The organism is Streptomyces naganishii JCM 4654, from assembly GCF_014650575.1.
Taxonomy (GTDB): Bacteria; Actinomycetota; Actinomycetes; order Streptomycetales; family Streptomycetaceae; genus Streptomyces; species Streptomyces naganishii.
Genome location: NZ_BMVF01000005.1, coordinates 370,120 through 391,973 on the forward strand (window position 1 = coordinate 370,120; position 21,854 = coordinate 391,973).

At 74.9% G+C, this 21,854-nt stretch carries 20 protein-coding genes; 7 read left to right on the forward strand and 13 right to left on the reverse strand.

Features of this window, described 5'->3' with window-relative positions:
* Positions 1-45: 45 nt before the first annotated feature.
* Entirely contained in the window at positions 46-852 is an 807-nt protein-coding gene (locus IE217_RS11930) for a biotin/lipoyl-containing protein (protein WP_190177759.1), read from the reverse strand.
* 128 nt (positions 853-980) lie between these two features.
* The gene (locus IE217_RS11935; protein WP_190177760.1) at positions 981-1,196 is read right to left on the reverse strand and encodes a type A2 lantipeptide; all 216 of its coding nucleotides are present in this window, start codon (positions 1,194-1,196) and stop codon (positions 981-983) included.
* Between the two features lie 627 nt (positions 1,197-1,823).
* Between IE217_RS11935 and IE217_RS11940 the strand changes: the two genes are divergently transcribed.
* From IE217_RS11940 to IE217_RS11955, 4 genes are all read left to right on the forward strand, one after another.
* Positions 1,824-3,332, forward strand: coding sequence for a S1 family peptidase (locus IE217_RS11940; protein WP_229865216.1), 1,509 nt, complete (start codon positions 1,824-1,826; stop codon positions 3,330-3,332).
* Positions 3,333-3,802: 470 nt separating this feature from the next.
* Positions 3,803-6,259, forward strand: coding sequence for a SpoIIE family protein phosphatase (locus IE217_RS11945; protein ID WP_190177761.1), 2,457 nt, complete (start codon positions 3,803-3,805; stop codon positions 6,257-6,259).
* A gap of 113 nt (positions 6,260-6,372) precedes the next feature.
* The gene (locus IE217_RS11950) at positions 6,373-6,660 is read left to right on the forward strand and encodes a hypothetical protein (RefSeq protein WP_190177762.1); all 288 of its coding nucleotides are present in this window, start codon (positions 6,373-6,375) and stop codon (positions 6,658-6,660) included.
* A gap of 51 nt (positions 6,661-6,711) precedes the next feature.
* Positions 6,712-7,080 (forward strand): DUF6479 family protein, encoded by a 369-nt coding sequence (locus IE217_RS11955; protein ID WP_190177763.1) that lies wholly within the window; start codon positions 6,712-6,714, stop codon positions 7,078-7,080.
* Positions 7,081-7,111: 31 nt separating this feature from the next.
* Here IE217_RS11955 and IE217_RS11960 read toward each other — a convergent pair whose 3' ends face one another.
* On the reverse strand, positions 7,112-8,404 hold the full coding sequence (locus IE217_RS11960) for an MFS transporter (protein ID WP_229865217.1): 1,293 nt from the start codon (positions 8,402-8,404) through the stop codon (positions 7,112-7,114).
* 160 nt (positions 8,405-8,564) lie between these two features.
* Here IE217_RS11960 and IE217_RS11965 point away from each other — a divergent pair, with 160 nt between their 5' ends.
* The gene (locus IE217_RS11965; RefSeq protein WP_190177764.1) at positions 8,565-8,741 is read left to right on the forward strand and encodes a hypothetical protein; all 177 of its coding nucleotides are present in this window, start codon (positions 8,565-8,567) and stop codon (positions 8,739-8,741) included.
* A gap of 47 nt (positions 8,742-8,788) precedes the next feature.
* Here the strand turns inward: IE217_RS11965 and IE217_RS11970 are convergent, their stop codons facing one another.
* Genes IE217_RS11970 through IE217_RS11980 form a run of 3 tightly spaced genes read right to left on the reverse strand, consistent with a single transcriptional unit; the run spans position 8,789 to position 11,389 of the window.
* Positions 8,789-9,373, reverse strand: a complete 585-nt coding sequence (locus IE217_RS11970; RefSeq protein ID WP_190177765.1) for a hydrolase — start codon at positions 9,371-9,373, stop codon at positions 8,789-8,791.
* 5 nt (positions 9,374-9,378) lie between these two features.
* Positions 9,379-10,902 (reverse strand): MFS transporter, encoded by a 1,524-nt coding sequence (locus IE217_RS11975; RefSeq protein WP_373297996.1) that lies wholly within the window; start codon positions 10,900-10,902, stop codon positions 9,379-9,381.
* Between the two features lie 25 nt (positions 10,903-10,927).
* Positions 10,928-11,389, reverse strand: a complete 462-nt coding sequence (locus IE217_RS11980) for a MarR family winged helix-turn-helix transcriptional regulator (RefSeq protein WP_190177766.1) — start codon at positions 11,387-11,389, stop codon at positions 10,928-10,930.
* Positions 11,390-11,540: 151 nt separating this feature from the next.
* Between IE217_RS11980 and IE217_RS11985 the strand changes: the two genes are divergently transcribed.
* Entirely contained in the window at positions 11,541-12,050 is a 510-nt protein-coding gene (locus IE217_RS11985) for a metallophosphoesterase family protein (RefSeq protein WP_190177767.1), read from the forward strand.
* Between the two features lie 70 nt (positions 12,051-12,120).
* Positions 12,121-13,773 (forward strand): MFS transporter, encoded by a 1,653-nt coding sequence (locus IE217_RS11990; RefSeq protein WP_229865218.1) that lies wholly within the window; start codon positions 12,121-12,123, stop codon positions 13,771-13,773.
* Between the two features lie 95 nt (positions 13,774-13,868).
* Here the strand turns inward: IE217_RS11990 and IE217_RS11995 are convergent, their stop codons facing one another.
* The 7 genes from IE217_RS11995 to IE217_RS12025 form a co-directional block, all read right to left on the reverse strand.
* Positions 13,869-14,612: an SRPBCC family protein gene (locus IE217_RS11995; protein WP_190177768.1), complete on the reverse strand. Its 744-nt coding sequence runs from the start codon at positions 14,610-14,612 to the stop codon at positions 13,869-13,871.
* 67 nt (positions 14,613-14,679) lie between these two features.
* Positions 14,680-15,786 (reverse strand): XdhC family protein, encoded by a 1,107-nt coding sequence (locus IE217_RS12000; RefSeq protein WP_190177769.1) that lies wholly within the window; start codon positions 15,784-15,786, stop codon positions 14,680-14,682.
* Positions 15,779-17,005, reverse strand: a complete 1,227-nt coding sequence (locus IE217_RS12005; protein ID WP_373298001.1) for a vWA domain-containing protein — start codon at positions 17,003-17,005, stop codon at positions 15,779-15,781. The genes IE217_RS12000 and IE217_RS12005 overlap by 8 nt, the downstream gene beginning before the upstream one ends.
* A 5-nt stretch (positions 17,006-17,010) precedes the next feature.
* Positions 17,011-17,886 carry an AAA family ATPase gene (locus IE217_RS12010; RefSeq protein ID WP_229865219.1) on the reverse strand — a complete coding sequence of 292 codons (876 nt, stop codon included), beginning with the start codon at positions 17,884-17,886 and terminating at the stop codon, positions 17,011-17,013.
* Between the two features lie 15 nt (positions 17,887-17,901).
* Positions 17,902-18,756 (reverse strand): FAD binding domain-containing protein, encoded by an 855-nt coding sequence (locus tag IE217_RS12015; protein WP_190177771.1) that lies wholly within the window; start codon positions 18,754-18,756, stop codon positions 17,902-17,904.
* Positions 18,753-21,146, reverse strand: a complete 2,394-nt coding sequence (locus tag IE217_RS12020) for a xanthine dehydrogenase family protein molybdopterin-binding subunit (RefSeq protein WP_190177772.1) — start codon at positions 21,144-21,146, stop codon at positions 18,753-18,755. Before IE217_RS12020 ends, IE217_RS12015 begins: the two co-directional genes overlap by 4 nt.
* Positions 21,143-21,661, reverse strand: a complete 519-nt coding sequence (locus IE217_RS12025) for a (2Fe-2S)-binding protein (RefSeq protein WP_190177773.1) — start codon at positions 21,659-21,661, stop codon at positions 21,143-21,145. Before IE217_RS12025 ends, IE217_RS12020 begins: the two co-directional genes overlap by 4 nt.
* Between the last annotated feature and the right edge of the window lie 193 nt (positions 21,662-21,854).

Here is a 21,854-nt window from a genome sequence, read left to right on the forward strand (position 1 = left end):
GCGCCCGCCGGGACTCCGGAGCCGGGGGCGTCTCCCGTACGGCGCTCACGGCAGCAGCCAGTCGACGGGGCGCTGGTCGGCCAGGCGGATGGAGGCCGTGGCCATGGTCATGGAGTCCAGGCGGTACGGCGGTCCGCCGGCGGAGGACCAGCGGTAGCCGCTCCTGGTGGCGGCGGAGGCGTCCAGCCGTACGAGCACGGCGACGGGCCGTCCCTTCCTGGTGAACTGCTCGCCCAGTTGCGCGTCGCCGAGGAAAGCGGCGATCCGCTGCGCCGACTGCGCCGAGCGGTCCACCGACTTCACATGGCCGCGCAGCACCCCGTACCGCTGGGCGGGCACCGAGGAGACGGTGAGGTCGACGGGGGCCCCGGCGGGGATCGAGGCGGCGTTCTGGGCCGGTACGTACACGGTGGCGTAGAGCGGGTCGGAGGCGTGGGCGGTCTTCTCGACGGCGGCGAGGTTCGCGCCCGTGGAGACGATCTGGCCGAGGTCGGCGGCGAGCGCGGTGACCCGGCCCGCGGCGACCGCGCGGACGACCTGCTCGCCCCGTTCGGTGCGCACCCTCAGCACGGGCGCGCCGGCGGTGAGGCGCCCGCCCTCCTGGGCGTAGACCGCGGTGACCTGGCCGGCGAACGGACTCTGCAGCAGGTAACTGCCCTGGCCGTGGGTGAGGACGGCCGGCGCGGCGACGGTGGAGGCCACCGAGCCCGTCACCGCCCACACGCAGGCGGCCGCCATCGCCACCAGTGTCACGGACAGCACGAGCCATCCCTGCGGGCGGGCGAGCCGCACCGGGAGGTCGAGCTCCTCGGGCGACTGGAGTTTGGCGAGGGCCTGCTGACGGAACTGCACGGTCTATCCCTCACCTGTGCGGGCGTACGGAGGGGACGGGGGAGAGGGGAGGGTGCGGGGTGCCCACGGCACCCGGGAATCCCGGAACCGGCGATCCGGCTCCGGGACTCGGCGGCGACGCGGCGCGATCAGAGACCGGCGACCAGGTTGGCGGCCGGGGCGACGTTCAGACCGGTCACGCCCTCGACGGTGCCGACGGCCGTGTCGACCAGGCCGGACACCGGGGCAACGCCGTCCACCAGGCCGGTGGCGGTGCCCAGAGCGTTCACGGACAGACCGCCGGAGACGTTGTCGAGCTCGGCGTCGGAGATCTCGACGGTCTCAACCTGGGGGGTGGAGTTCATGATGGAACTTCCCTTCGTATGGATATCTCATAAGGGGGGAGCGGCCCCCTCTGGGGACAGGACGGCCGCGACCGCGGGCGCCGGACGCCAGATTCCCAAGCGCCCAGTGGGGCCCGCGGTGCGATGGATCAAAGCACGCCCCGCGCCGCCGATTCCACTCAACCAGGCCTCTCATCAGGCAACTTGTCGATCCGTCGACGTCATCCGTGCAGGCTCGGACACGGCTTGCCAGCTACTTCTTCACATGCCGCACGGCTTCGGCCCACCCACCCCCTTGCCGCCCCGTGGCCGAATCCGGCACTTGTCGCCAAAGGTCTGCCGGGGGGCGCGCGATTGTGCAGATCCTCCGCGCGCGGTGACCTCGCTGAGCAGTGGATGTGCAGATTCGCTGAAGCCGGGATTCCGCAAGTGAACCGCGACCGCCGGTGCCCGCGCGGTCGCGCTGCGTGTCCGTACCGGATGTGCCGTCCCCGCCTGGGGAGTTGGCCGATTCGGCCCCACGCACCGGGAGTTGGCGAACGGGATTGAACGCCCCGCCCGGCACGTGCGTACCAACAGCCATCCAGGCGTCCCCGAAACGAGCCGCCGGACGGCGGCGCAGACCCCGTCCCCAGGAGGTCGAGAAGTTTGAGTCACAAGCGAATTCCGAAGCGCAAGGCCGCGATAGCGGCGGGCAGCGTGGTGGCGCTGGGCGCGGCGGCGGTGCTGCTCCCCAACGCCATGGCCTCCCAGGACGGCGGCGCCGCGGACAACGCCACCCCCCGGACGTTCAAGGCGACGGACGCCTCCAGCCTCGCCGCACAGCTCGCCAAGAACCCCGGCGACTCCTTCGCGGGCGCCTACTACGACAGCGCCAAGCAGCAGCTCGTGGTCAACGTGGTGGGCGGCGACAACAACAACGTGGCCGTACAGGCGAAGAAGGCCGGCGCCGCGGTCCGCCAGGTCGCCAACAGCACCGCGTCCCTGAAGTCGGCCGCGCGCACCCTCAAGGCCAAGGCCACCATCCCGGGCACCTCCTGGGCCGTCGACCCGCGCACCGACAAGGTCGTCGTCACGGCCGACAGCACGGTCACCGGCGCGAAGTGGAACAGACTCCAATCCACCGTGAAGAGCCTCGGCCCGGGCATGGCGACGCTGAAGAAGTCCGCCGGCGCCTTCAAGACCTTCGCCTCGGGCGGCGACGCCATCTTCGCCCAGGCCCAGGGCGGCACCGTGCGCTGTTCCCTCGGCTTCAACGTGACGGCCTCGGACGGCAAGCCGGCCTTCCTGACCGCCGGACACTGCGGTGTCGCCGCCAAGCAGTGGGCCGACTCGCAGAACGGCCAGCCGGTCGCCACCGTCGACCAGGCCACCTTCCCCGGCAACGACTTCTCCCTCCTCAAGTACGACGACCCCAACACGCAGGCCCCGAGCGAGGTCAACGCCGGCAACGGGCAGACCGTGCAGATCACCCAGGCCGTCGACGCGACCGTGGGCTCTACGGTGTTCCGCATGGGCAGCACCACCGGTCTGCACAACGGCCAGGTGACCGGTCTCGACGCCACCGTCAACTTCCAGAGCGAGACCAACCCGGGCGGCGTCGACACCGTCAACGGCCTCATCCAGACCAACGTGTGCGCCGAGCCGGGCGACAGCGGCGGCTCCCTGTTCACGCAGGACGGTGGCGCGGTCGGCCTCACCTCCGGCGGCAGCGGCGACTGCACCAAGGGCGGAGAGACCTTCTTCCAGCCGGTGACCGCCGCACTCCAGGCGACCGGAGCGACGCTGGGCGCGGGCAACGGCGCGGGCGCGGGCAACGGGAACGGCGCCGGCAATGGCGCGGGCAACGGAAACGGCGCCGGCAATGGCGCGGGCAACGGGAACGGCGCCGGCAACCAGCAGGGTGGTAACCAGCAGGGCGGCGGCCAGCAGGCCGGCGGCGACCAGTCGGGCACGGCGTCCCCGGGCGACCAGTCGGGCGCGGGCACGGCTTCCCCCGGCGACCAGTCCGGCGCGAACAACGGCTCGGGCGCGAACAACGGGTCGGGTGCCAACAACGGGTCCGGCGTCTCCAACGGCTCGGGTGCCAACAACGGCTCGGGCGCCAACAACGGGTCCGGCGTCTCCAACGGCTCCGGGATCTCCCAGGGCGGGTGACGGCCCGGACCGGCAGTCCCTGAGGAGGGGGAGCGTCCAAGGACCCGCCCGCCCGGGCCCGGCCGTCTCCCCTCGGCCGCCTCCCCCTCCCCAGCCACCGGCCGGCCAAGCACCAGCGGTTCCCGGCCGGCCGGTGGAGTGGTCCGGTCCTCCGGCGGGAGGACCGGACCACTCCGTACGAACCTCGCGGGGACGGCTCCGCTCGGCCGTCCCCGCGAGCCCGCGGCGGGAGCACCGGCACGTCGTCGATCCGCTCCCGTGCCGCCGCCGGGTGGCGCACCAGGCGGGCGGTCACGGACGGCACCCGGACCACTGCCCCGCGGTCACGCCCCCACCTCTCACCCGCCCGTGCGAAGGCCCCCGGGTCGGGACTTCCCCGGAGCGCACACGGCGCACGGCGAGGCGGGCGGGCGGCCAGGAACTCCACGGAACCGTCACAGGGGCTGCGCAGGCGGCCGATACGCGCTGTAATGGCCAACGTGGTCAGTGAGGGCGCTACGGCACGCAGAACGAGGAGTCTGCGAGCCGAACTTGCCCTCAGCACCCTCACCTCCGAGCCGGCCACCGACGACCGCCTGCACCGCGTCCTGGAGCAGGCCCTGGTCTTCGCCGGCGCCGCCTTCGCCGCCGTCTACACGTGTGGAGAGGGCGGGGACCTGCTGTGCCTGGCCGAGTCCGCCGGCGTGCCGCGCACCCTGTACGGCCTGCGTGACGCCTACCCGCTGGAGGGCCGGTCCCCGGCCGCCGAGGCCCGCCGCACCGGGCGGGCCGTGTGGCTCGGCCCCGAGGAGCTCGCCGGGTGCGCGGACTCCCGCCGGATGCCCGCCGGGGACGTCTTCCTCGCCGTGGTCCCGCTGGGCGGGTGCGAGGGCGGCTGCCTGGTCGCGGTCACCGAGAGCCCGGGCGGCTTCGACAGCGAGGACCGCGAGTGCCTGGAACTCGTCGCCCGCGCCGTCGCCTGTCCCGCCCCGGCCGAGACCGCGCACGGCGAGGAGCTGCCGCCGGGCGCCTTCAGCCTCGCCATGGACACCGGGCGGGTCGAGGTCGGCGACGACATCCTGCGCCTGTTCGACATCGGCCGCAGCGACTTCGACGGCAAGGTCGAGACGCTGCTGTCACTGACCGTGCCCGAGGACCTGCCCTCCCTCATGTCCGTGGTCGAGGCCGACCACATGTCGATCGGCGAGCGCGAGCTGGAGTTCCGCATCCTCCAGCCCGACGGGCCGCCCAGATGGCTGCGGCTGCGCGGGCGGCTGCTGCCCGGCGGCGAGGGCCGGCCCGCCCGCCTGGTCGGCACGGTCGCCGACGCCTCGACGATGCGCGCCGGCGGCGTCACCGACGTCACCCGCGTCCAGCGGCTCGCCGCCGCCCTGGCCACCGCCGGCACCGTCCGCGACGTCAGCCAGGCCGTGGTCGGCGCCCTGCGCAAGCCGCTCCAGGCCGACCGGATCGCGCTGGCGGAACTGGAGAACGACCGGCTCGTCGTCACCGTCCTGGACCCGCCCGAACCCGAGGCCTGGCCCGAGCTGTGGCGCCTGGAGTGGCGCACGGAATGGCCCGACGCGCCGGTGCGGGCCATGCCCACCCTCGCCGCCGCCCTGCGCGAGGGACGCGCCCAGATCTGGCCCGCCGGGACCAGCCTGGAGCCCGCGCTCGCCGAGGTCGGCCCCGGCGGGCTCGCGGTCCTGCCGCTGGCCGCCGGCGGCCGGATGGCCGGCGTCTGCCTGATCGGCTGGGACACCCCGCACGACTTCGGCCCCGACGAACGCGCCCTGCTCACCGCCTCGGCCGGCCTCGCCGGACAGGCCCTCATGCGCGCCCACGCCTTCGACGCCGAGCACGAACTCGTCGGCATGCTCCAGCGCACCCTGCTGCCCCGCCGCCTGCCCAAGCTGCCCGGCGCCGAGGCCGTGGCCCGCTATCTGCCCGCCACCGCCGGCCTGGAGGTCGGCGGCGACTGGTACGACGTGATCCCGCTGCCCGACAACCACGTCGCCTTCGTCATCGGGGACGTCCAGGGCCACAGCGCCGCCGCCGCCACCCTCATGGGCCAGATGCGCACCGCGCTGCGCGCCTACGCCGCCGAGGGCCACCCCCCGGACGTGGTCGTCTCGCACGCCAACCGGCTCCTGCTGGAGCTGGAGACCGACCTGTTCGCCACCTGCGCCTACGTCGACGTCGACATGGAGGCGGGCACGGCGTGGTGCGTGCGCGCCGGTCACCTGCCGCCGGTGCTGCGCCACCCGGACGGCAGCGTGGAGATCGCCGAGGCGGAGGGCGGCCCGCCGCTCGGGGTGCTCAGCCAGGCCGACTTCCCCATGACCCCGCTCAGGCTCCAGCCCGGCACCGTGCTCGCGCTGACCACCGACGGCCTCGTGGAGTCCCCCCAGGCCGACATCGACGACGGCATGAACCGCCTCGCCGAGGGCCTGGCCGCCGTCGACCCCGCCCACCTCGGCCTCGTCGCCGACGCCCTGCTCACCGACGCGGGCCGCAGCGACGACATCGCCCTGCTGCTCATGCGCTACAACGGCCTCGCCGTACGCCCGCTGCGGGAGAGCTGGACGGTATGGCGGGTGCCCGAGGCGGTACGGCACGCCCGCCGCTTCACCCGGCGCACCCTGCGCTCGTGGGGCGTGGGCGACGACGACATCGACGCCGCCCTGCTGATCGTCTCCGAACTGGTCACCAACGGCCTGGTGCACACCGAAGGGCAGGTCCGCCTCGACCTCACCCTGGTCAACCACCGCCTGCGCGTCGCGGTCGCCGACGGTTCGCCCCGCACCCCGGTCAAGCCGACGAGCATCGGCTGGGAGGCCACCGGCGGGCGGGGCATCCTCCTGGTCGAGGCCATGTCGGCGGCCTGGGGCACCCTGCCGGTCAGCGGCGGCAAGCAGGTGTGGAGCGAGTTGGTGCTGGGCCGCTGACCCGTCCGGCCCCGGGCGCACACCGCGGCCGACCCGCCACACGGGTGCGCCGCGCGCCCGCGACGGCAGGTCTGAGCCGCCGCCGGGCCATCCGTTGCTTAGGGTCCTGGGCTGTGTCACACACCACCTTCGAAGAGCTCGTGGCCAAGAAGCGCGCGGCCGACGAGGCCCACGCCCGGGTCGCGGAGCTGCGCACCGCCTACGGGCCGCCCGCGCAGTCACGCCTGACCGGGACCCAGAGCGAGACGTACGAGACGGCGCTGCGCGCCTGGCGCGACCTGGCCCGCGATCTGAGCACCGCCCTGAACGAGTACGCCGGCCAGGAGGGACGGCCGCGCCCCGAGGTCGAGGACGAGGTGGCCCGGGCGGCACGCGAGGGCGGAGAGGGCGCCGAGTCGTAGGCCGTGGCCGCAGGCACGTATCCGGTGGCCGTGGCGGGGTACCCGCCGTCCATGGACACCACCCGGTACGAAGCACTCGCCGCGGGCTCGGCCTTCGGGATCGCCGTCATCGTCGTCGGCGGTCTGGTCATCGCCGCCGCCCTGGTGTGGGCCATCGGCCTCGGCATCAAGGTCAAGCAGCGCGAACCCCGGACCCCGCGCGGAGGCGAGCACCCCACTCTGCCGGAGTCCGGACCGGTCCACGAGACCCAGCAGCGGCGCGAGCCCGACGAGGTGCCCCGTGCCGAGGAGACCGGCCGCCGCCTGACCCCGCACGAGCTCAGCTCCTCCGGCAGCAGGCGCAGCGAGGACCAGTCCCGCCCCCGCTGGGACGACGGCTCCAGCGGCTCCTTCGGCAGCGGCGGCTCCGGGGGCAGGTGACCGGACCGGGCCGGTGAAGGCCCTGGCTCGGTCAGCGGCGGCGCCATGTGCGTGTGAACGCCAGCAGGGCCAGGGCCAAGGCCTGGATCGCTGCCACGACCGTGATGAGCAGCGGGACGGACACCCCGTAGAGCGCGCCCGTCAGCGCCCCGCCCACCAGGCTCGCGCCGCCCGCCACGCCCGCGAACACGCCGTACGCCGTCGCCCGCCGTCCCGGCGGGACCAGGTCGGCGACCGTGGCGCGCAGCGTCGACTCCTGCACGCCCAGGGCGGCGCCCCACACCAGCGACCCGGCCACCGCGACGGTCACCGCGTCCGTGAAGGCCAGCGCCGGTACGAGGGCGGCGAGCAGCGGCAGGACGACGAGCACGGCGGGCCCGTACCGGTCGTAGAACCAGCCGGTCACCAGGGCGGCCACCGCGTCCACGGCCATCGCGGCCGCGTACAGCACGGGCACCCACGCCGGGGCCAGCAGATGGCGCTGGACCAGGTGGTAGGAGAGCACGCCGAAGGTGGCGAAGCCGGCGGTGGTGGCCGCGGTGAACGCCGCGTACGTCCAGAACGCCACCGGCAGCCGGCCCACCCGGCCGCCCGCCTTCGCCGGGGCGGGCCGCCTCGCCGGGCCCCCTCCTGCCGTTTCCGGGGCTCCTGGGGCCTTCGGGCCTTCCGCGGTCTTCGGGGCGGGCCCGGCGGCCTCCTCGTAGCGGCGCGGGTCGGGCACCCGGTTCCGCAGCCACAGCAGCAGGACGACCACGGCGACCCCGGGCACGGCGAGAACGCCCAGCGCCGGCCCGTAGGAGCCACCCGTCAGCGCGAGCACACCGGCGACGGTGAGCGGGCCGACCAGCGCGCCCACCTGGTCCATCGCCTCGTGCACGGCGAAGCCCCGGCCGCGTCCGGTCGCCGCGGTGGCGTGCGACAGAAGGGTGTCCTTGGCCGGTGAGCGCACCGCCTTGCCCACCCTTTCGGCGACCACCAGCGCGCACGCGGCCCACAGGGTCCCGACCGCACCGAGCGGGGGCACCGCGACGACGGTGAGCAGATAGCCGGCGATGGTCAGGGCCCAGAAGCGCCGGGTCCGGTCGGCCAGGGGCCCGGACACCAGCCGCAGTCCGAGGGCCGCCGCCTCACCCGCGCCGGTGACCACGCCGACCACCAGCGCCGAGGCCCCGAGCGAGGACAGCAGCGGCCCGGTGACCGAGCGGGCGCCCTCGTAGACGAAGTCCGCGAGCAGGCTGACGGTGCCGAACCACACCACGAAGCGCCACGCGCCCATCCGGGCCCGTGGCGCGGTCCCGGGCTCGCCGGCCGGCTTAGCGTCCACGCCCGACAGTGTCCGTCACCGGGGGGCGCCGAGCGGTACGGGGGGCGGGTTTGCTGCCGGTGCGTGCGGGGACCCGACTGCCCAGGAGGACGGGGTTCGCGGACGAACCACCGGACCGAACCACCGCACCGGACCGGACGCAGAAGGAAGATGAGGCGTCGTGACCGCCCACACCAGTGAGAAACCGGTTGTCCACAGCCCCGAGACCGGCTGGGCGAAGGCCCGCCGGCTGCGGCGCGAGCCCGTGCGTACCTGCGTGCCGGCGGTCGGCGACTGCGGCGGGCCGCACCGGGACCGCGTGGGTTCCGAGTCGAACATCGTGCGCGGCGAGGACTGACCCTCCCCGCACCCCTGACCCTCCCGCGCCCTTGACCCTCCCGCGCCTCAGGCGTGGGTCTTGGCCAGCAGTTCGAGGATCTCGGCGGTGGTGCCCGTCTCACCCAGACGCGGGAACACCCGTGTCACGGAACCCCGGTGGCCCTCCGCGTCCAGGTCGGACATGGCGTCGGTGGCGAGCGTGACGTGGTAGCCGTGCTCGTACGCGGCCCGCGCGGTGGACTCCACGCCGATGCTGGTGGCGATGCCGGTCAGCACGATCTGCGTGACGCCGCGCCGCCGCAGCTGCACGTCCAGGTCGGTGCCGTGGAAGGCGCCCCAGTTGTGCTTGGTGACGGTGATGTCGCCCGCGTGACCGGCGAGTTCGGGGACGATCACGTCCCAGCCCTCGGGCCGTCCGCCGCCGGAGCGCGGCGCCTCGGTGCGGCCGGGCGGCACGTCGCCGAAGTCCGGCGCGAAGGAGACCCGCACGAGGACGACGGGCAGGCCGCGGGCGCGGAAGGCGTCGGCGAGCTCGGCCGTCCGGGAGACGACCTCGGCGGCGGAGTACGGCGCGGTCCGGGCGCCGACGATGCCGGCCTGGAGGTCGATCACCACGAGGGCGGTGCGGGGGTCGAGGGCGGTGACTGCCATGGGGGTCAGGCCTTTCGGGTTCCGCGCGAGTCCTGCGACTCGGGCGCTTCTTGCGGTTGTCGGGGCGTTCCGGATGCTCGCTGTGATTGCGGGGGCCGCGGTTCCGGGAGGGCTGGAGCCCCGGCGGCCGGGAGCGTGAGGCCGCGCAGGGAGCGGTCGGGCAGGACGGTCGCCAGGAGCAGTGTCGATCCGGCGAGCATGACCAGAGCCAGGCCGTGCAGACCGGCAGTGTCGGCGCGGTGCGGGAAGAACCCGGCCGTGGCGGCGGACGCGCCCAGCGCGCCGAGGTACATGAAGGTGCGCAGCAGCCCGGCGGCCGACGCGATCCGCGCGGGATCGGCCTGCCGGTAGAGGGCGTTCTGGTTGGCGAGGCCGATCAGGCCCTGCGGCACGCCCATCACGACCCCGGCCACGAGCAGCGTCCACAGGCCGCTGCCGGAGCCGACCAGCAGCAGGAACGCGCAGGCCGCGATCTGGACGCAGGCGCCGGCCACCAGCTTGGTCCGCACCGCCTCGCGGCGCCCGGTCAGGGTGGAGACGCCGAGCGCGGTCGCCGACAGCGGCAGCAGCACCAGTCCTGCGGTCGACGCGTCCAGCCCGCGCCCCTGCTCCAGCCACTGGGTGTAGCCGTACATGAAGGCGTAGGACGTGGCGTAACCGAGGAACTGGCGCAGATACGTGACCAGCAGCGGCGCGTTGCCGCCCAGCACTCGCAGGTCCACGAACGGCCGCGCGGTCCGCAGCTCCCGCAGGGCGAACGCGGCCGCCGCGCCGGCCGCGAGCACGGGCAGGTACCAGTGGTCCGCGCGCGGGGCCATCAGGAACAGCATCAGCGCCACCAGCATGGCGGCGAACAGCACCATGCCGGGCAGGTCGACGTCGCGGCGGGAGCGCCCGCAGGCCCGGGGCTCCCTGGGCAGGCGGAGGCTGCCGAGGACCAGACAGGCCGCGGACAGCGGCACGTTGACGGTGAACACCGCGCGCCAGCCGCCCGCGCCGATCAGCAGCCCGCCGAGCGCCGGACCGACCACCGCCACCGTCTGGTTGGCGACGGCGAGCGCGGTCAGCACACCCGCCGGGCTGTCCTGGCCGGTGCGTTCGGCCTCGCGCCGGGTCAGCTGCATGGACGCCGGATACGCCGCCGAGGTCCCGAACCCCAGCAGCACCCGCGCCCCGATCAGCGCCCCGAGCGACGGCGCGAGCGCGCCCAGCAGTCCCGCGACGCCCACCATGGACGTGCCCACGAGGTAGAGCCGGCGGGGACCGTACATGTCCACCAGCCGTCCGATGACGGGCTGTCCCACGGCGGTGGCCAGGTACAGCGCCGAGACCAGCCAGACCGTCCGCGCCGGGGACGCGCCGAAGGCGGTGCCGATCGGGACGAGGGCCACCGCGATCATGGACGAGTTGACCGGGTTGAGGACCGAGCCGAGGACCATGGGCGCGATCAGCCGGCGGTCGAATCCCGGCGGCTTCGGGCGGTCCGCGCCGCGCCGGGCGCGGGTGAACCGCGGTATCCGGGGGATCACGGCCGCGTCCCCGAGGTCGCGCGGGTCACGGGCGGGTCAGCCGTTCCATCAGGGCGAACGCCTCCAGGAGCGTGCCCCGTTCGGCCTCCGAGAACCGGTCCTGCAGGGCGCGGGCCAGCCACTCCGCGCGCACCTGCCGGTTGTCCTCGATGCGTTCGCGGCCCGTCTCGGTCAGGGTGACCAACTGGCGCCGGCCGTCGTCGGGATCGGGGCTGCGGCGGATGAGCCCGTGCTGCTCCAGGGCGGACAGCGTGGTCGCCATCGACTGCGGGCGCACCCCCTCGGCGGCCGCGAGGGCGCTCGCCGTGGCGGCCCCGTGCTTGCCGGCCAGGGTGAGTGCCGACACCTGCGACGGCGTCAGGTCCTCGTCCTGCGCGACCTCGCGGATGCGCCGCCGCAGCCGGCTGAACACCACGCGCAGCTCGCGCGCGGCCCGGGCGGCGGAGCGGGAGACGCCCTCGGGCACCTCACCGGTCTCGTGATCCATACGGCCACCGTAGAACCGTAAGCCCAAACTGTCCAGTCCGAACTGAACAGTTTCACCTGTAGATCTTCTGGATCGTCCCGCGCGGTCCGTACGGCGCTTCGGAGCCCTCTCCTCCGAGGTCCCGCGGGCATTGCGGCAGTACGCTGAGCCGGTGCGCCTGCTGCTGATGTCCGACACCCATCTCCCCAAGCGCGCCAAGGAACTGCCCGCGCCGCTGCTCGAGGAGATCCCGCGCGCGGACGTCGTCCTCCACGCCGGGGACTGGGTCGACACCGCCACCCTCGACCTGCTGGAGAGCCGCAGCCGCCGGCTCGTCGGCGTGTACGGCAACAACGACGGACCCGCGCTGCGCGCCCGTCTGCCCGAGGTGGCCCGCGCCGACCTCGGCGGGCTGCGCTTCGGCGCCGTCCACGAGACCGGGCCCGCCCAGGGCCGCGAGGTACGCTGCGCCGCCCGCTTCCCCGGCCTGGACGTCCTGGTCTTCGGACACAGCCACATCCCCTGGGACACCACCGCGCCCTCCGGTCTGCGCCTGCTCAACCCGGGCTCGCCCACCGACCGCCGCCGCCAGCCCTACTGCACCTACATGACCGCCACCGTCGACGGCGGCCGGCTCACCGACGTGGAACTGCACCGGCTGCCGCCGCGCCACACGACGTAGCGACCGCCGGGTCCGCGCCCGCCGCCGATCCCGAAGGGGAGTGTCGGACCCCGGTGGTATGCGTGGAGTCATGGCTGACACACCGGCAACGCTCCTGCGGCGGGTCGTGGGCCCGCCCCGGTCCACCGGCTCGCCCCGCACCGTCCTCGTCGTGATGTGCGCCGGGTACTTCCTGGTGCTGCTCGACGTGACGATCGTCAACGTCGCGCTGCCCCGGATCGGTTCGGGCCTCGGCGCGGACATCGGCGGACTCCAGTGGGTCGTGGACGGCTACGCGCTGGCGCTCGCCGCGCTGATGCTGGCCAGCGGCACGGCGGACGACCGCTACGGCCACCGGCGTGTCGTGCTGGCCGGGCTCGGCGTCTTCGGCCTCGGCTCCCTCGCCTGCGGCCTCGCCCCGGACGCCCCCGTGCTGGTCGCCGCCCGGGTGGTGCAGGGCGTGGGCGCCGCGCTGCTGCTGCCGGGCACGCTGGCCATCATCGGGCAGGCCTTCCCGGACGAGCGCGGGCGGGCGCGGGCCATCGGGGTGTGGGCGGGAATCGGCAGCCTGGCCCTGCCGGCCGGTCCGCTGCTCGGCGGGCTGCTCGTCGACGGGCTGGGCTGGCGCGCGGTCTTCCTCGTCAACGTGCCGATCGTGCTGGTGGCCCTGGTGTGGTCCGCGGCCGTCGTACGCGAGAGCCGCGGTGCCAGCACCCCGCCCCTGGACCTGCCCGGACTGCTGCTGGGCGCGCTGCTGCTGCTCGCCACGACGTACGCCTTCGTCCAGGGCGGACGGTCCGGGGCCGGCGCCCCGCGCGTCGTCGCCGCGGCCGTGGTCGCGGTGGCCGCCCTGGCCGCGCTGTGCGTCGCCGAGGCGCGGCGCGGGGAGGAGGCGATGCTGCCGCCCGCGCTGCTGCGGCGGCCCGCCTTCGACGCGGCCAACGCCGCCGCCGGGATCATGAACCTGTGCACGCTGGGCGCGCTGTTCGTGCTGATGCTGTTCCTGCAGTCGGTGCAGGGCCGTTCCGCGCTGGGCGCGGGTCTTGCCGTCGTCCCGCTGTTCGCCCCGCTCGCGGTGATCGCGCCGTTCGGCGGGCGGATCACCAGCCGCGTCGGGGCCCGGCTGCCGGCCACCGCCGGACTGCTGTGCGCCGCCGCCGGACTCGCCCTGCTGGTCCGCGCCCAGCCGCACTCCGGCTACGCGGTGCTGCTGCCCGCGTTCCTGCTGTGGGGCACCGGCCTCGGCATACTCACCCCGGCCGTCGTGGCCGCCGCGGTCGCGGCCGTGCCCGCCGGCCGCTCGGGCCTGGCCTCGGCCGTGAACAACACCGCGCGCCAGACCGGCGGGGCCATCGGCATCGCGGTGGCCGGCGCCGTCGCCGGACAGCCCGGCGACCAGTCCCACTTCGTACGGGGATTCCACGCGATCGCGCTCGGCGCGGCCGGCCTCTACGCGGCCACCGTGCTCCTGGTGCTGGCGCTGCTGCCGGGCGCCCTGCTGCCGGGCGCGCGGCGCTGCTGGGCAGGCGGTGACGGACGGCCACGCACAGGGGAGGGCGACCCCGACGGGGCCGCCCCGGGATCACTCTTCCCTTTCTCATTCCCGACTTCTGGACGAGATCCGGGCCACCGCTCTGTGCGCGGAGGCGGCCCGGGCGCTGTGATGGTGCGCTGTCACGGACCTCCTTCCAGCGGGGATGTGCGGCACATGTGCTGCAGAGGCCATGCATGCCTCATCCGTTGATGCGCCGCCTACCCGTCCCGGGCGCGCGGCACACCACCCCGGCCGACAAAACCGGGAGGAATCTACGGAAATCCCCGCACGGCAGCCGTCCCCTGTCACCTGCCCCGCAGGCGACGCACCGCCACCACCAGCAACACCACCGCGGCGGCCGCGGCGCCCGCCACCGCGACACGCTTGGCGACCGGCCCGCCGGCGGTGCGCAGCAGGTCGATCGGCTCCGACGGGGCGTACGCGGGCGGCTGGGCGCGGGTGCGGGCAGCCGCCTCCCCGCGAGGCTCGGAGGAGGTCTCGGCACCCGCCTCCGTCACGGCACCGGCAGCCGCCCCCGGCACGGCACCGGCGCCCGTCTCGGTCACGGCTGCCCCGGCGGCCGTCCCCGGCGCGGCTCGCGCCGCCGGTTCCGCGAGCCGCTGTGCCAGGCAGTCCGCGAACTGGCCCACCAGGCGGTCGCCCACCTCCGCCATCACGCCCCGCCCGAACTGCGCCGGCCGGCCGGTCACCGTCAGGTCGGTGCCCACCGACACCGCCGTGGTGCCGTCGCGCTCCTCCAGCGTGGCCGTGACGGTGGCGCGGGCCGTGCCCTGCCCCCGGGTCTCCCGGCCGCTCGCGGCGAGCACCATCCGGTGGGCCGCCTCGTCCTGCTCCTCGAAGACCGCCGTCCCCTTGTACGTCACGGTGATCGGCCCCAGTCTGACCTTGACCGAGCCGGTGACCGTCTTGCCGTCGTAGTCCTCCACGGCGGCCCCCGGCAGGCACGGCGCGACCCGCTCGATGTCGAGGAGCGCCCGCCAGGCGTCGTCGACCGGGACGGGCACGGTGAACTCGTGGTGCAGCTCCATCTCTTCCTCTCCTCTGCGGACTCGGACTCGGGGCTCGGGGCTCGGGGATCAGGCTCCGGGCCGGGGCTCAGGCGGTGCCGGCCGTGTGGATGGCTCCGGCGGTCGCGGTCAGCGGCTGCCCGGTGCCGCCCCAGCGCAGCGCGACGATCTCGGCCGCGACGGAGACGGCGACCTCCTCGGGCGTACGGGCGCCGAGGTCCAGCCCGACCGGCGAGCGCAGCCGCGACAGCTCGGCGTCCGTGAGGCCCGCCTCCACCAGCCGGGCCAGCCGGTCGTCGTGGGTACGGCGGCTGCCCATCGCGCCGATGTACGCGGCGGGGCGGCGCAGCGCCTCCTCCAGCAGCGGCACGTCGAACTTGGGGTCGTGGGTCAGGACGCAGATGACCGTGCGCTCGTCGGTGTCCGTGCCGTGCAGATAGCGGTGCGGCCAGTCCACGACGACCTCCACGGCATCCGGGAACCGCTTCGGCGTGGCGAACACCGGGCGGGCGTCGCACACCGTGACGCGGTAGCCGAGGAAGGCGCCGATCCGGGCCACCGCGGCGGCGTAGTCGATCGCGCCGAACACCAGCATGCGCGGGGGCGGCGCGAAGGAGTGCAGGAAGACGGTGACGGCGTCCTCGCGGCGCTCGCCGTTCGCCCCGTAGTGCCGCGTACCCGTGGCGCCGAGGGCGAGTTCGCCGCGGGCGTCGGCGGTGACGGCGACGTCCAGTCCCGGCGCGCCCAGGCTGCCCACGACCGTGTGCGGCCACACCGCGAGGGTCGCTCCGCGCGGCGCGGGCCCGTCGACCACGGTCGCCAGGGTGACCGGCTCGCCGGAGGCGACCGACGCGGCGACCGCGCCGAAGGCGGGATCGGACTCGTGGGTGACGGGGCGGACCAGCACGGTGATCTCGCCGCCGCAGGTCAGGCCGACCGCGAAGGCGTCCTCGTCGCTGTAGCCGAAGGTCGCCAGGCGTGCCTCGCCGCTCGCCACCACCTCCTGGGCCAGCTCGAAGACCGCGCCCTCCACGCAGCCGCCCGACACGCTGCCCGCTACCTCGTCGTCCGGGCCGACCGCCATCGCCGCGCCGGGGTCGCGCGGCGCGCTGCGGCTGACCGACACCACCGTGGCCAGCCCGAACGGAACCCGCGCCGCGTACCACCGCTCCAGCACGGGCAGAATCTCACGCACGTCGAACTCCTTCCCGCGAACCAACGCCGGCAGGTCCCGCCCCCGCGGCACCGGGCGACGCCCGCTCCGTCACGGCGCCCACGTCCGCGCCCCGCACCACCGCCGCCAGGTTCTCCAGTGCCGCCAGGCTGTGGCCCTCCACGAAGGCGTCCACGCTCGGCAGGGCGGCGGCCATGCCGGCGGCGAGGGGGGCGTAGCCGGGGCGGGCCTTGCGCGGGTTGGACCAGACGACCCGGTGGGCCAGGCGGTGCAGGCGCCGCATCTGCGCGGCCAGCAGCTCGGGGTCGCCGCGCTCCCAGCCGTCGGACAGCAGCACCACCACGGCCCCGCGCGCCATGCCCCGCTGCCCCCACCGGTCGAGGAACTCCCGCAGCAGCTCGCCCAGCCGGGTGCCGCCGCGCCAGTCGGGCACGGCCTCGGCGACCGCGGCCATCGCGAGGTCCGGGTCCCGGTGGGACAGCTCGCGCGTCACCCGGGTCAGGCGGGTGCCGATGGTGAACACCTCCGTGCGCTGCCCGCGGGCCGCCGCGTGGGCGAAGCGCAGCAGCGCGTCGGCGTACGGCGCCATGGACCCGCTGACGTCGACGAGCAGCACCACCCGCCGGGGCCGTTCGGCCCGCGCGTGCCGCCGCAGGAGCGCGGGCTCGCCGCCGCGCCGCAGCAGTTCCCGCACCGTGCGGTGCGGGTCGACCGTGCCGCGCCGGGCCGGCCGGCGCCGCGCGGTGCGCCGCGGCTGCCCGCGCAGCGCGAGCGCGGCCAGCAGCCGCCGCACCTGCGCCCGCTCGGCGGGGTCGAGTTGAGCCACGTCCCGATGGCGCAGCACCTCCACCGAACTGGCCAGCGTGGCGGTGGGCGGCCCCTGCCGCTCGCCCCGGGGGCCGTCGGGGCGCGGCCCGGCGGGGGCCTCCCGCAGGGTGAGCCGCAGCCGGGGCGGTACGAGGGTCCGCGCCGGCCGGGTCGTGGCCTCGCCGGTGCCGAAGTAGGCGGCGAAGACCCGGTCGTAGCGCTCCAGGTCGTCCCGGTCGCCGCACAGCGTCAGCCGGCCCGCCCAGTACACGTCCGCCCGGACACCGGGCCGCAGCGCGTCCACCGCCCGCAGGAAGGCGTGCACGCGCTCGGAGCCGGTGTCGGCGCCCGCGGCGCGCAGTGCCCGCGCGAAGCCGAGCAGCACGGCGTCCGCCCGGAGCGTTCGGGCCGGTTCGGGGTCCGGGCCCGCCACGGCGCTCACGCCCCCCGCGCCGCGAGGACCGCCGCGAAGTCCAGCCCCCGGGCCCGGTCGGTGTCCTCGCGGTACTTCAGGACCGAGCCCAGGGTGGTGACCGCCAGTTCCGCGTCGACCTCGCTCGCGCCGAGCGCGTCCAGCGCGCGGGCCCAGTCCAGCGTCTCGGCCACGCCGGGCGGCTTGAGCAGGTCCTCGGCGCGCAGCGCCTGCACCAGCGCGGTCACCTGCTCGGCCAGCCGGGCCGACACCTCGGGCAACCGCCGCCGTACGATGGCCAGTTCGCGGGCGAAGCCCGGATGGTCGAACCAGTGGTACAGACAGCGCCGCTTCAGCGCGTCGTGCACCTCCCGGGTCCGGTTGGAGGTGAGCACCACCACCGGCGGCACCTCCGCCCGCAGCGTGCCCAGCTCCGGCACGGTCACCTGGAACTCCGACAGCACCTCCAGCAGGAACGCCTCGAACTCGTCGTCGGCGCGGTCGATCTCGTCGACGAGCAGCACCGACGGCTGCGTCTGGAGCGCCTTGAGCAGTGGCCGCGCGACCAGGAACCGCCGGTCGTACAGCTCGCGTTCGAGCCGTTCGGCGTCCTTGACGCCGGCCGCCTCGGCGGCCCGCAGATGCAGCAGCTGACGGGGGAAGTCCCAGTCGTACAGCGCCTGCGAGGCGTCGATGCCCTCGTGGCACTGGAGCCGGATCAGCGGGGCGCCGAGCGCCTCGGCGAGGGCGGAGGCGAGCGCCGTCTTGCCGACGCCCGCGTCGCCCTCGCAGAAGACCGGCCGGTGCAGCCTGAGCGCCAGGAAGCAGGCGATGGCCAGCCCGTCGTCGACGAGGTACCCCGTCTCCTCCAGGCGGGCCCGCACCTGCTCGGGGCCGTCCATGGCGGTGATCGGCGCTCACCCCATCCCGGCGGCGGCCAGGACCGCCCGCTTGGTGAGCACCCGCGCCAGGTGCGCCCGGTACTCGGGCGAGGCCGAGGCGTCGCGGGAGGGCCGGGTGCCCTCGGCCGCCGACTCCGCCGCCCGCGCCACCGCCCCGGCGTCCCCCGCCCCGGCCAGCGCCTCCTCGGCCGCCGTGGCCCGCAGCGGGGTGGCGCCCATGTTGGTGAGCCCGACGCGCGCCTCGGCGATGTGCCCGTCGTCGCGCCGTACGAGCGCGGCGACCCCCACCATCGCCCAGGACTGGGCGACGCGGGCGAACTTCTCGTAGCGGAAGCCCCAGCCGTCCCGCTTCGGCACCCGGATCTCGACCAGGAGCTCGTCGGGAGCGAGGGTGGTCTGGAGGTAGTCGGTGAAGAACTCGCGGGCCGGGATCGCGCGCCGCCCGCCCGGCCCCTGGGCGACGAGCTCGGCGTCCAGCGCCAGCGCCACCGCCGGCAGGTCGCCGGCCGGGTCGGCGTGGGCGAGCGAGCCGCCGAGGGTGCCCCGGTGCCGTACCGCGGGGTCGGCCACCGCCTCGGTGGCCTGGGCCAGCAGACCGGCGTGCCGGCGCACCAGCGGGTCGTGGACCACGTCGTGGTGCGTGGTCAGCGCGCCGATGACGAGCGTGTCGCCGTCCTCGCGCACCCCGCGCAGCTCCGGAATGCGCCCGACGTCGACGACCAGCTCGGGGAAGGCCAGCCGCAGCCTGAGCAGCGGCAGCAGGCTCTGCCCGCCGGCCAGCACCTTGGCGTCCTCGCCCGCGTCGGCGAGCGCGCGCACGGCCTCCTCGACGCCGGCCGGGCGTACGTAGTCGAATGCGGGGGGAATCATGCCGAGCCCTCCTTCCGGGCCGCACCGGACGACTGTGCCGACCGTGCCGCCTCCCAGACCCGCTCCGGTGTGCACGGCATGCGCACGTCGTGCACGCCGAGCGGCCGCAGCGCGTCCACGATCGCGTTGACGACGGCGGGCGTGGAGGCGATGGTGCCCGCCTCGCCGACGCCCTTGACGCCGAGCGGGTTGGAGGCCGCGGGCGTCTCGGTCCGGTCGGTGACGAACTCGGGCAGGTCCGGCGCCGAGGGCACCAGGTAGTCGGCCATCGTGCCGGAGACCAGGTTGCCCTCCGTGTCGTACACCGCCTCCTCGTACAGCGCCTGCGCGATGCCCTGCGCGAGCCCGCCGTGCACCTGGCCCTCGACGATCATCGGGTTTACCACCCGGCCCACGTCGTCGACGCACACGTAGGACCTGATACCCGTCCGCCCGGTCTCGGTGTCGACCTCGACCGCGCACAGGTGCGTGCCGTGCGGGTAGGAGAAGTTCTCCGGGTCGAGGACGTGCTCGGCGTTGAGGGTGGGCTCCATGCCCTCGGGCACGTCGTGCGAGGTGAACGCCTCGAAGGCGAGTTCCTGGATCGTCTTGCGCGCCTCGGGGGAGCCCTTGACGGAGAACACCCCGTCCCGGAACTCCAGGTCGTCCTCGCTGGCCTCCAGCAGGTGCGCGGCGACCTTGCGCGCCTTGTCCACCACCTTCTCGGCCGCCCGGTGCACGGCCGCGCCGCCCACCACCAGCGACCGCGAGCCGTAGGTGTCCATGCCCTGCGGGGCCACCTTGGTGTCGCCGTGCACCACCTCGACGTCCTCGAACGGCACGCCCAGCACGTCGGCGGCGATCTGGCTCCAGGACGTCACGTGCCCCTGCCCGTGCGGGCTGGTGCCGGTGACCACCTCGACCTTGCCGGTGGGCAGCATGCGGATGCTCGCCGCCTCCCAGCCGCCCGCCGAGTAGCGCAGGTCGCGCAGCACCCGGCTGGGGGCGAGGCCGCACATCTCCGTGTACGTCGACACGCCGATGCCCAGGCGCACGGTGTCCCCGCGCTCGTTGCGCTTGGCCTGCTCGGCGCGCAGGTCGTCGTAGCCGAACAGGGCGAGCGCCTTGTCGGTGGCCGCCTCGTAGTTGCCGCTGTCGTAGGTCAGTCCCGCGATCGAGGTGTACGGGAACTCCTCGTGCCGGATCCAGTTGCGCCGCCGCACCTCCACCGGGTCCAGTCCCACCTCGGCGGCCAGTTCGTCCATGGCCCGCTCGATGGCGTACGTGGCCTCCGGGCGCCCGGCGCCGCGGTAGGCGTCGGTGGGGGTGCGGGTGGTGAACACGCCCGTGCAGTTGAACTCGTAGGCGTCCATCTTGTAGATCGCCGGGTACATGAACGCGCCCAGAATCGGGATGCCCGGCGTGACCAGCATGAGGTACGCGCCCATGTCGGCCAGCAGGTCCACCTTGAGGCCGAGCAGCCGGCCCTCGGAGGTCGCGGCGAGCTCGATGTCCTGGATCATGCCCCGGCCGTGGTGGGTGGCCAGGTATCCCTCCGAGCGGGACTCGGTCCACTTCACCGGGCGGCCCAGCTTGCGCGCCACCGCCAGGGCGAGGGCCTCCTCGCCGTACACCTGGAGCTTGGAGCCGAAGCCGCCGCCCACGTCCGGGGCGACCACGCGCAGCTTGTGCTCGGGCACCCCGGTGACCACCGACAGCATGATCCGCAGGATGTGCGGGATCTGGGTGGCGGAGTACACCGTGTACTCGCCGGAGGCGGCGAGCGGGGTGACGACGACCGCGCGCGGCTCCATGGCGTTGGGGATGAGGCGCTGCTGTTCGTAGCGCCGCTTGACGACCACGTCCGCGCGCTGCTTGACGCTCCCGTAGTCCTCGCCGGTCTTCAGCGGCCACACGTAGGCGCGGTTGGTGCCCTTGTCGGCGTGGACCAGCGGGGCGTCCTCGGCGAGCGCCGCCTCCAGGTCCAGCACGGGCGGCAGCGGCTCGTAGTCGACCTCGACCGCCTCGAGGGCGTCGGCGGCCGCGTACCGGTCGCGGGCCACCACCACCGCCACCGGGTCGCCGGCGTGGCGCACCTCGTCCACGGCGAGCGGCGGGTGGTCGGGCAGCACCATGTCCTCGGTGACGGGCCAGGCGCACGGCAGGGAGCCGAGGCCCTCGGCGAGGTCGCGGCCGCTGAACGCGGCGACGACGCCGGGGCGCCCGAGAGCCGGGGAGACGTCCACACGCTCGACGCGGGCGTGCGCCATCGGGCTGCGCAGGATGGCCATGTGCAGCAGACCGGCCACGGAGATGTTGTCGGTCCAGTTGGTCTGGCCGGTGATCAGCCGGGCGTCCTCCTTGCGCAGCCGGGCCTTGCCGACCTCGCGCTCGACGGCCTGGTCGGTCATGCCGTCACCTCCTGGGCGGACGCGGCGCTCCGCTCGCCGGTGGCCCCCGAGCCGTCGCTCTCCTCGGCGGCCGAGAGCACCGCGCGCACGATGTTCTGGTATCCGGTGCACCGGCACAGGTTGCCCTCGAGGGCCCTGCGCACCTCCTCGGGGGAGGGGTGCGGGTTCTCGCGCAGCAGGTCCCGCGCGGCCATGAGCATCCCCGGCGTGCAGTAGCCGCACTGCAGGGCGTGCCGCTCGTGGAAGGCGCGCTGCAGCGGCGTCCACTCGCCGTCCGGGGCCAGCCCCTGCACGGTCGTCACCTCGCTCCCGTCCGCCTGGACGGCCAGCACCGTGCAGCTCTTGACGCTCACGCCGTCGAGCTCCACCGTGCAGGCCCCGCAGTTCGAGGTGTCGCAGCCGATCGGGGTACCGGTCAGACCGAGACGGTCGCGCAGATAGTGGACCAGGAGGAGTCGGGGTTCCACCTCGTCCTCGTAGGCCGTGCCGTCCACCGTGACCGAGATATGGGTCATGTGCCCTCCAGAGACCGTATGGGCGTGGGTGAGGGAAATCAGCGACCAGCGTGGTGTACGTCACTCTATGGCCGAGTCCCGGACGCGGCGAGTGGTGCGGCGGGGTTTGTTGAGCGTTAATCCATCAGCGTTCCGTGCCCGGCCGGCAGCACCCGCACCGGCACCCTCGCGCCGGAGCGCCGGCGGCCCGTCC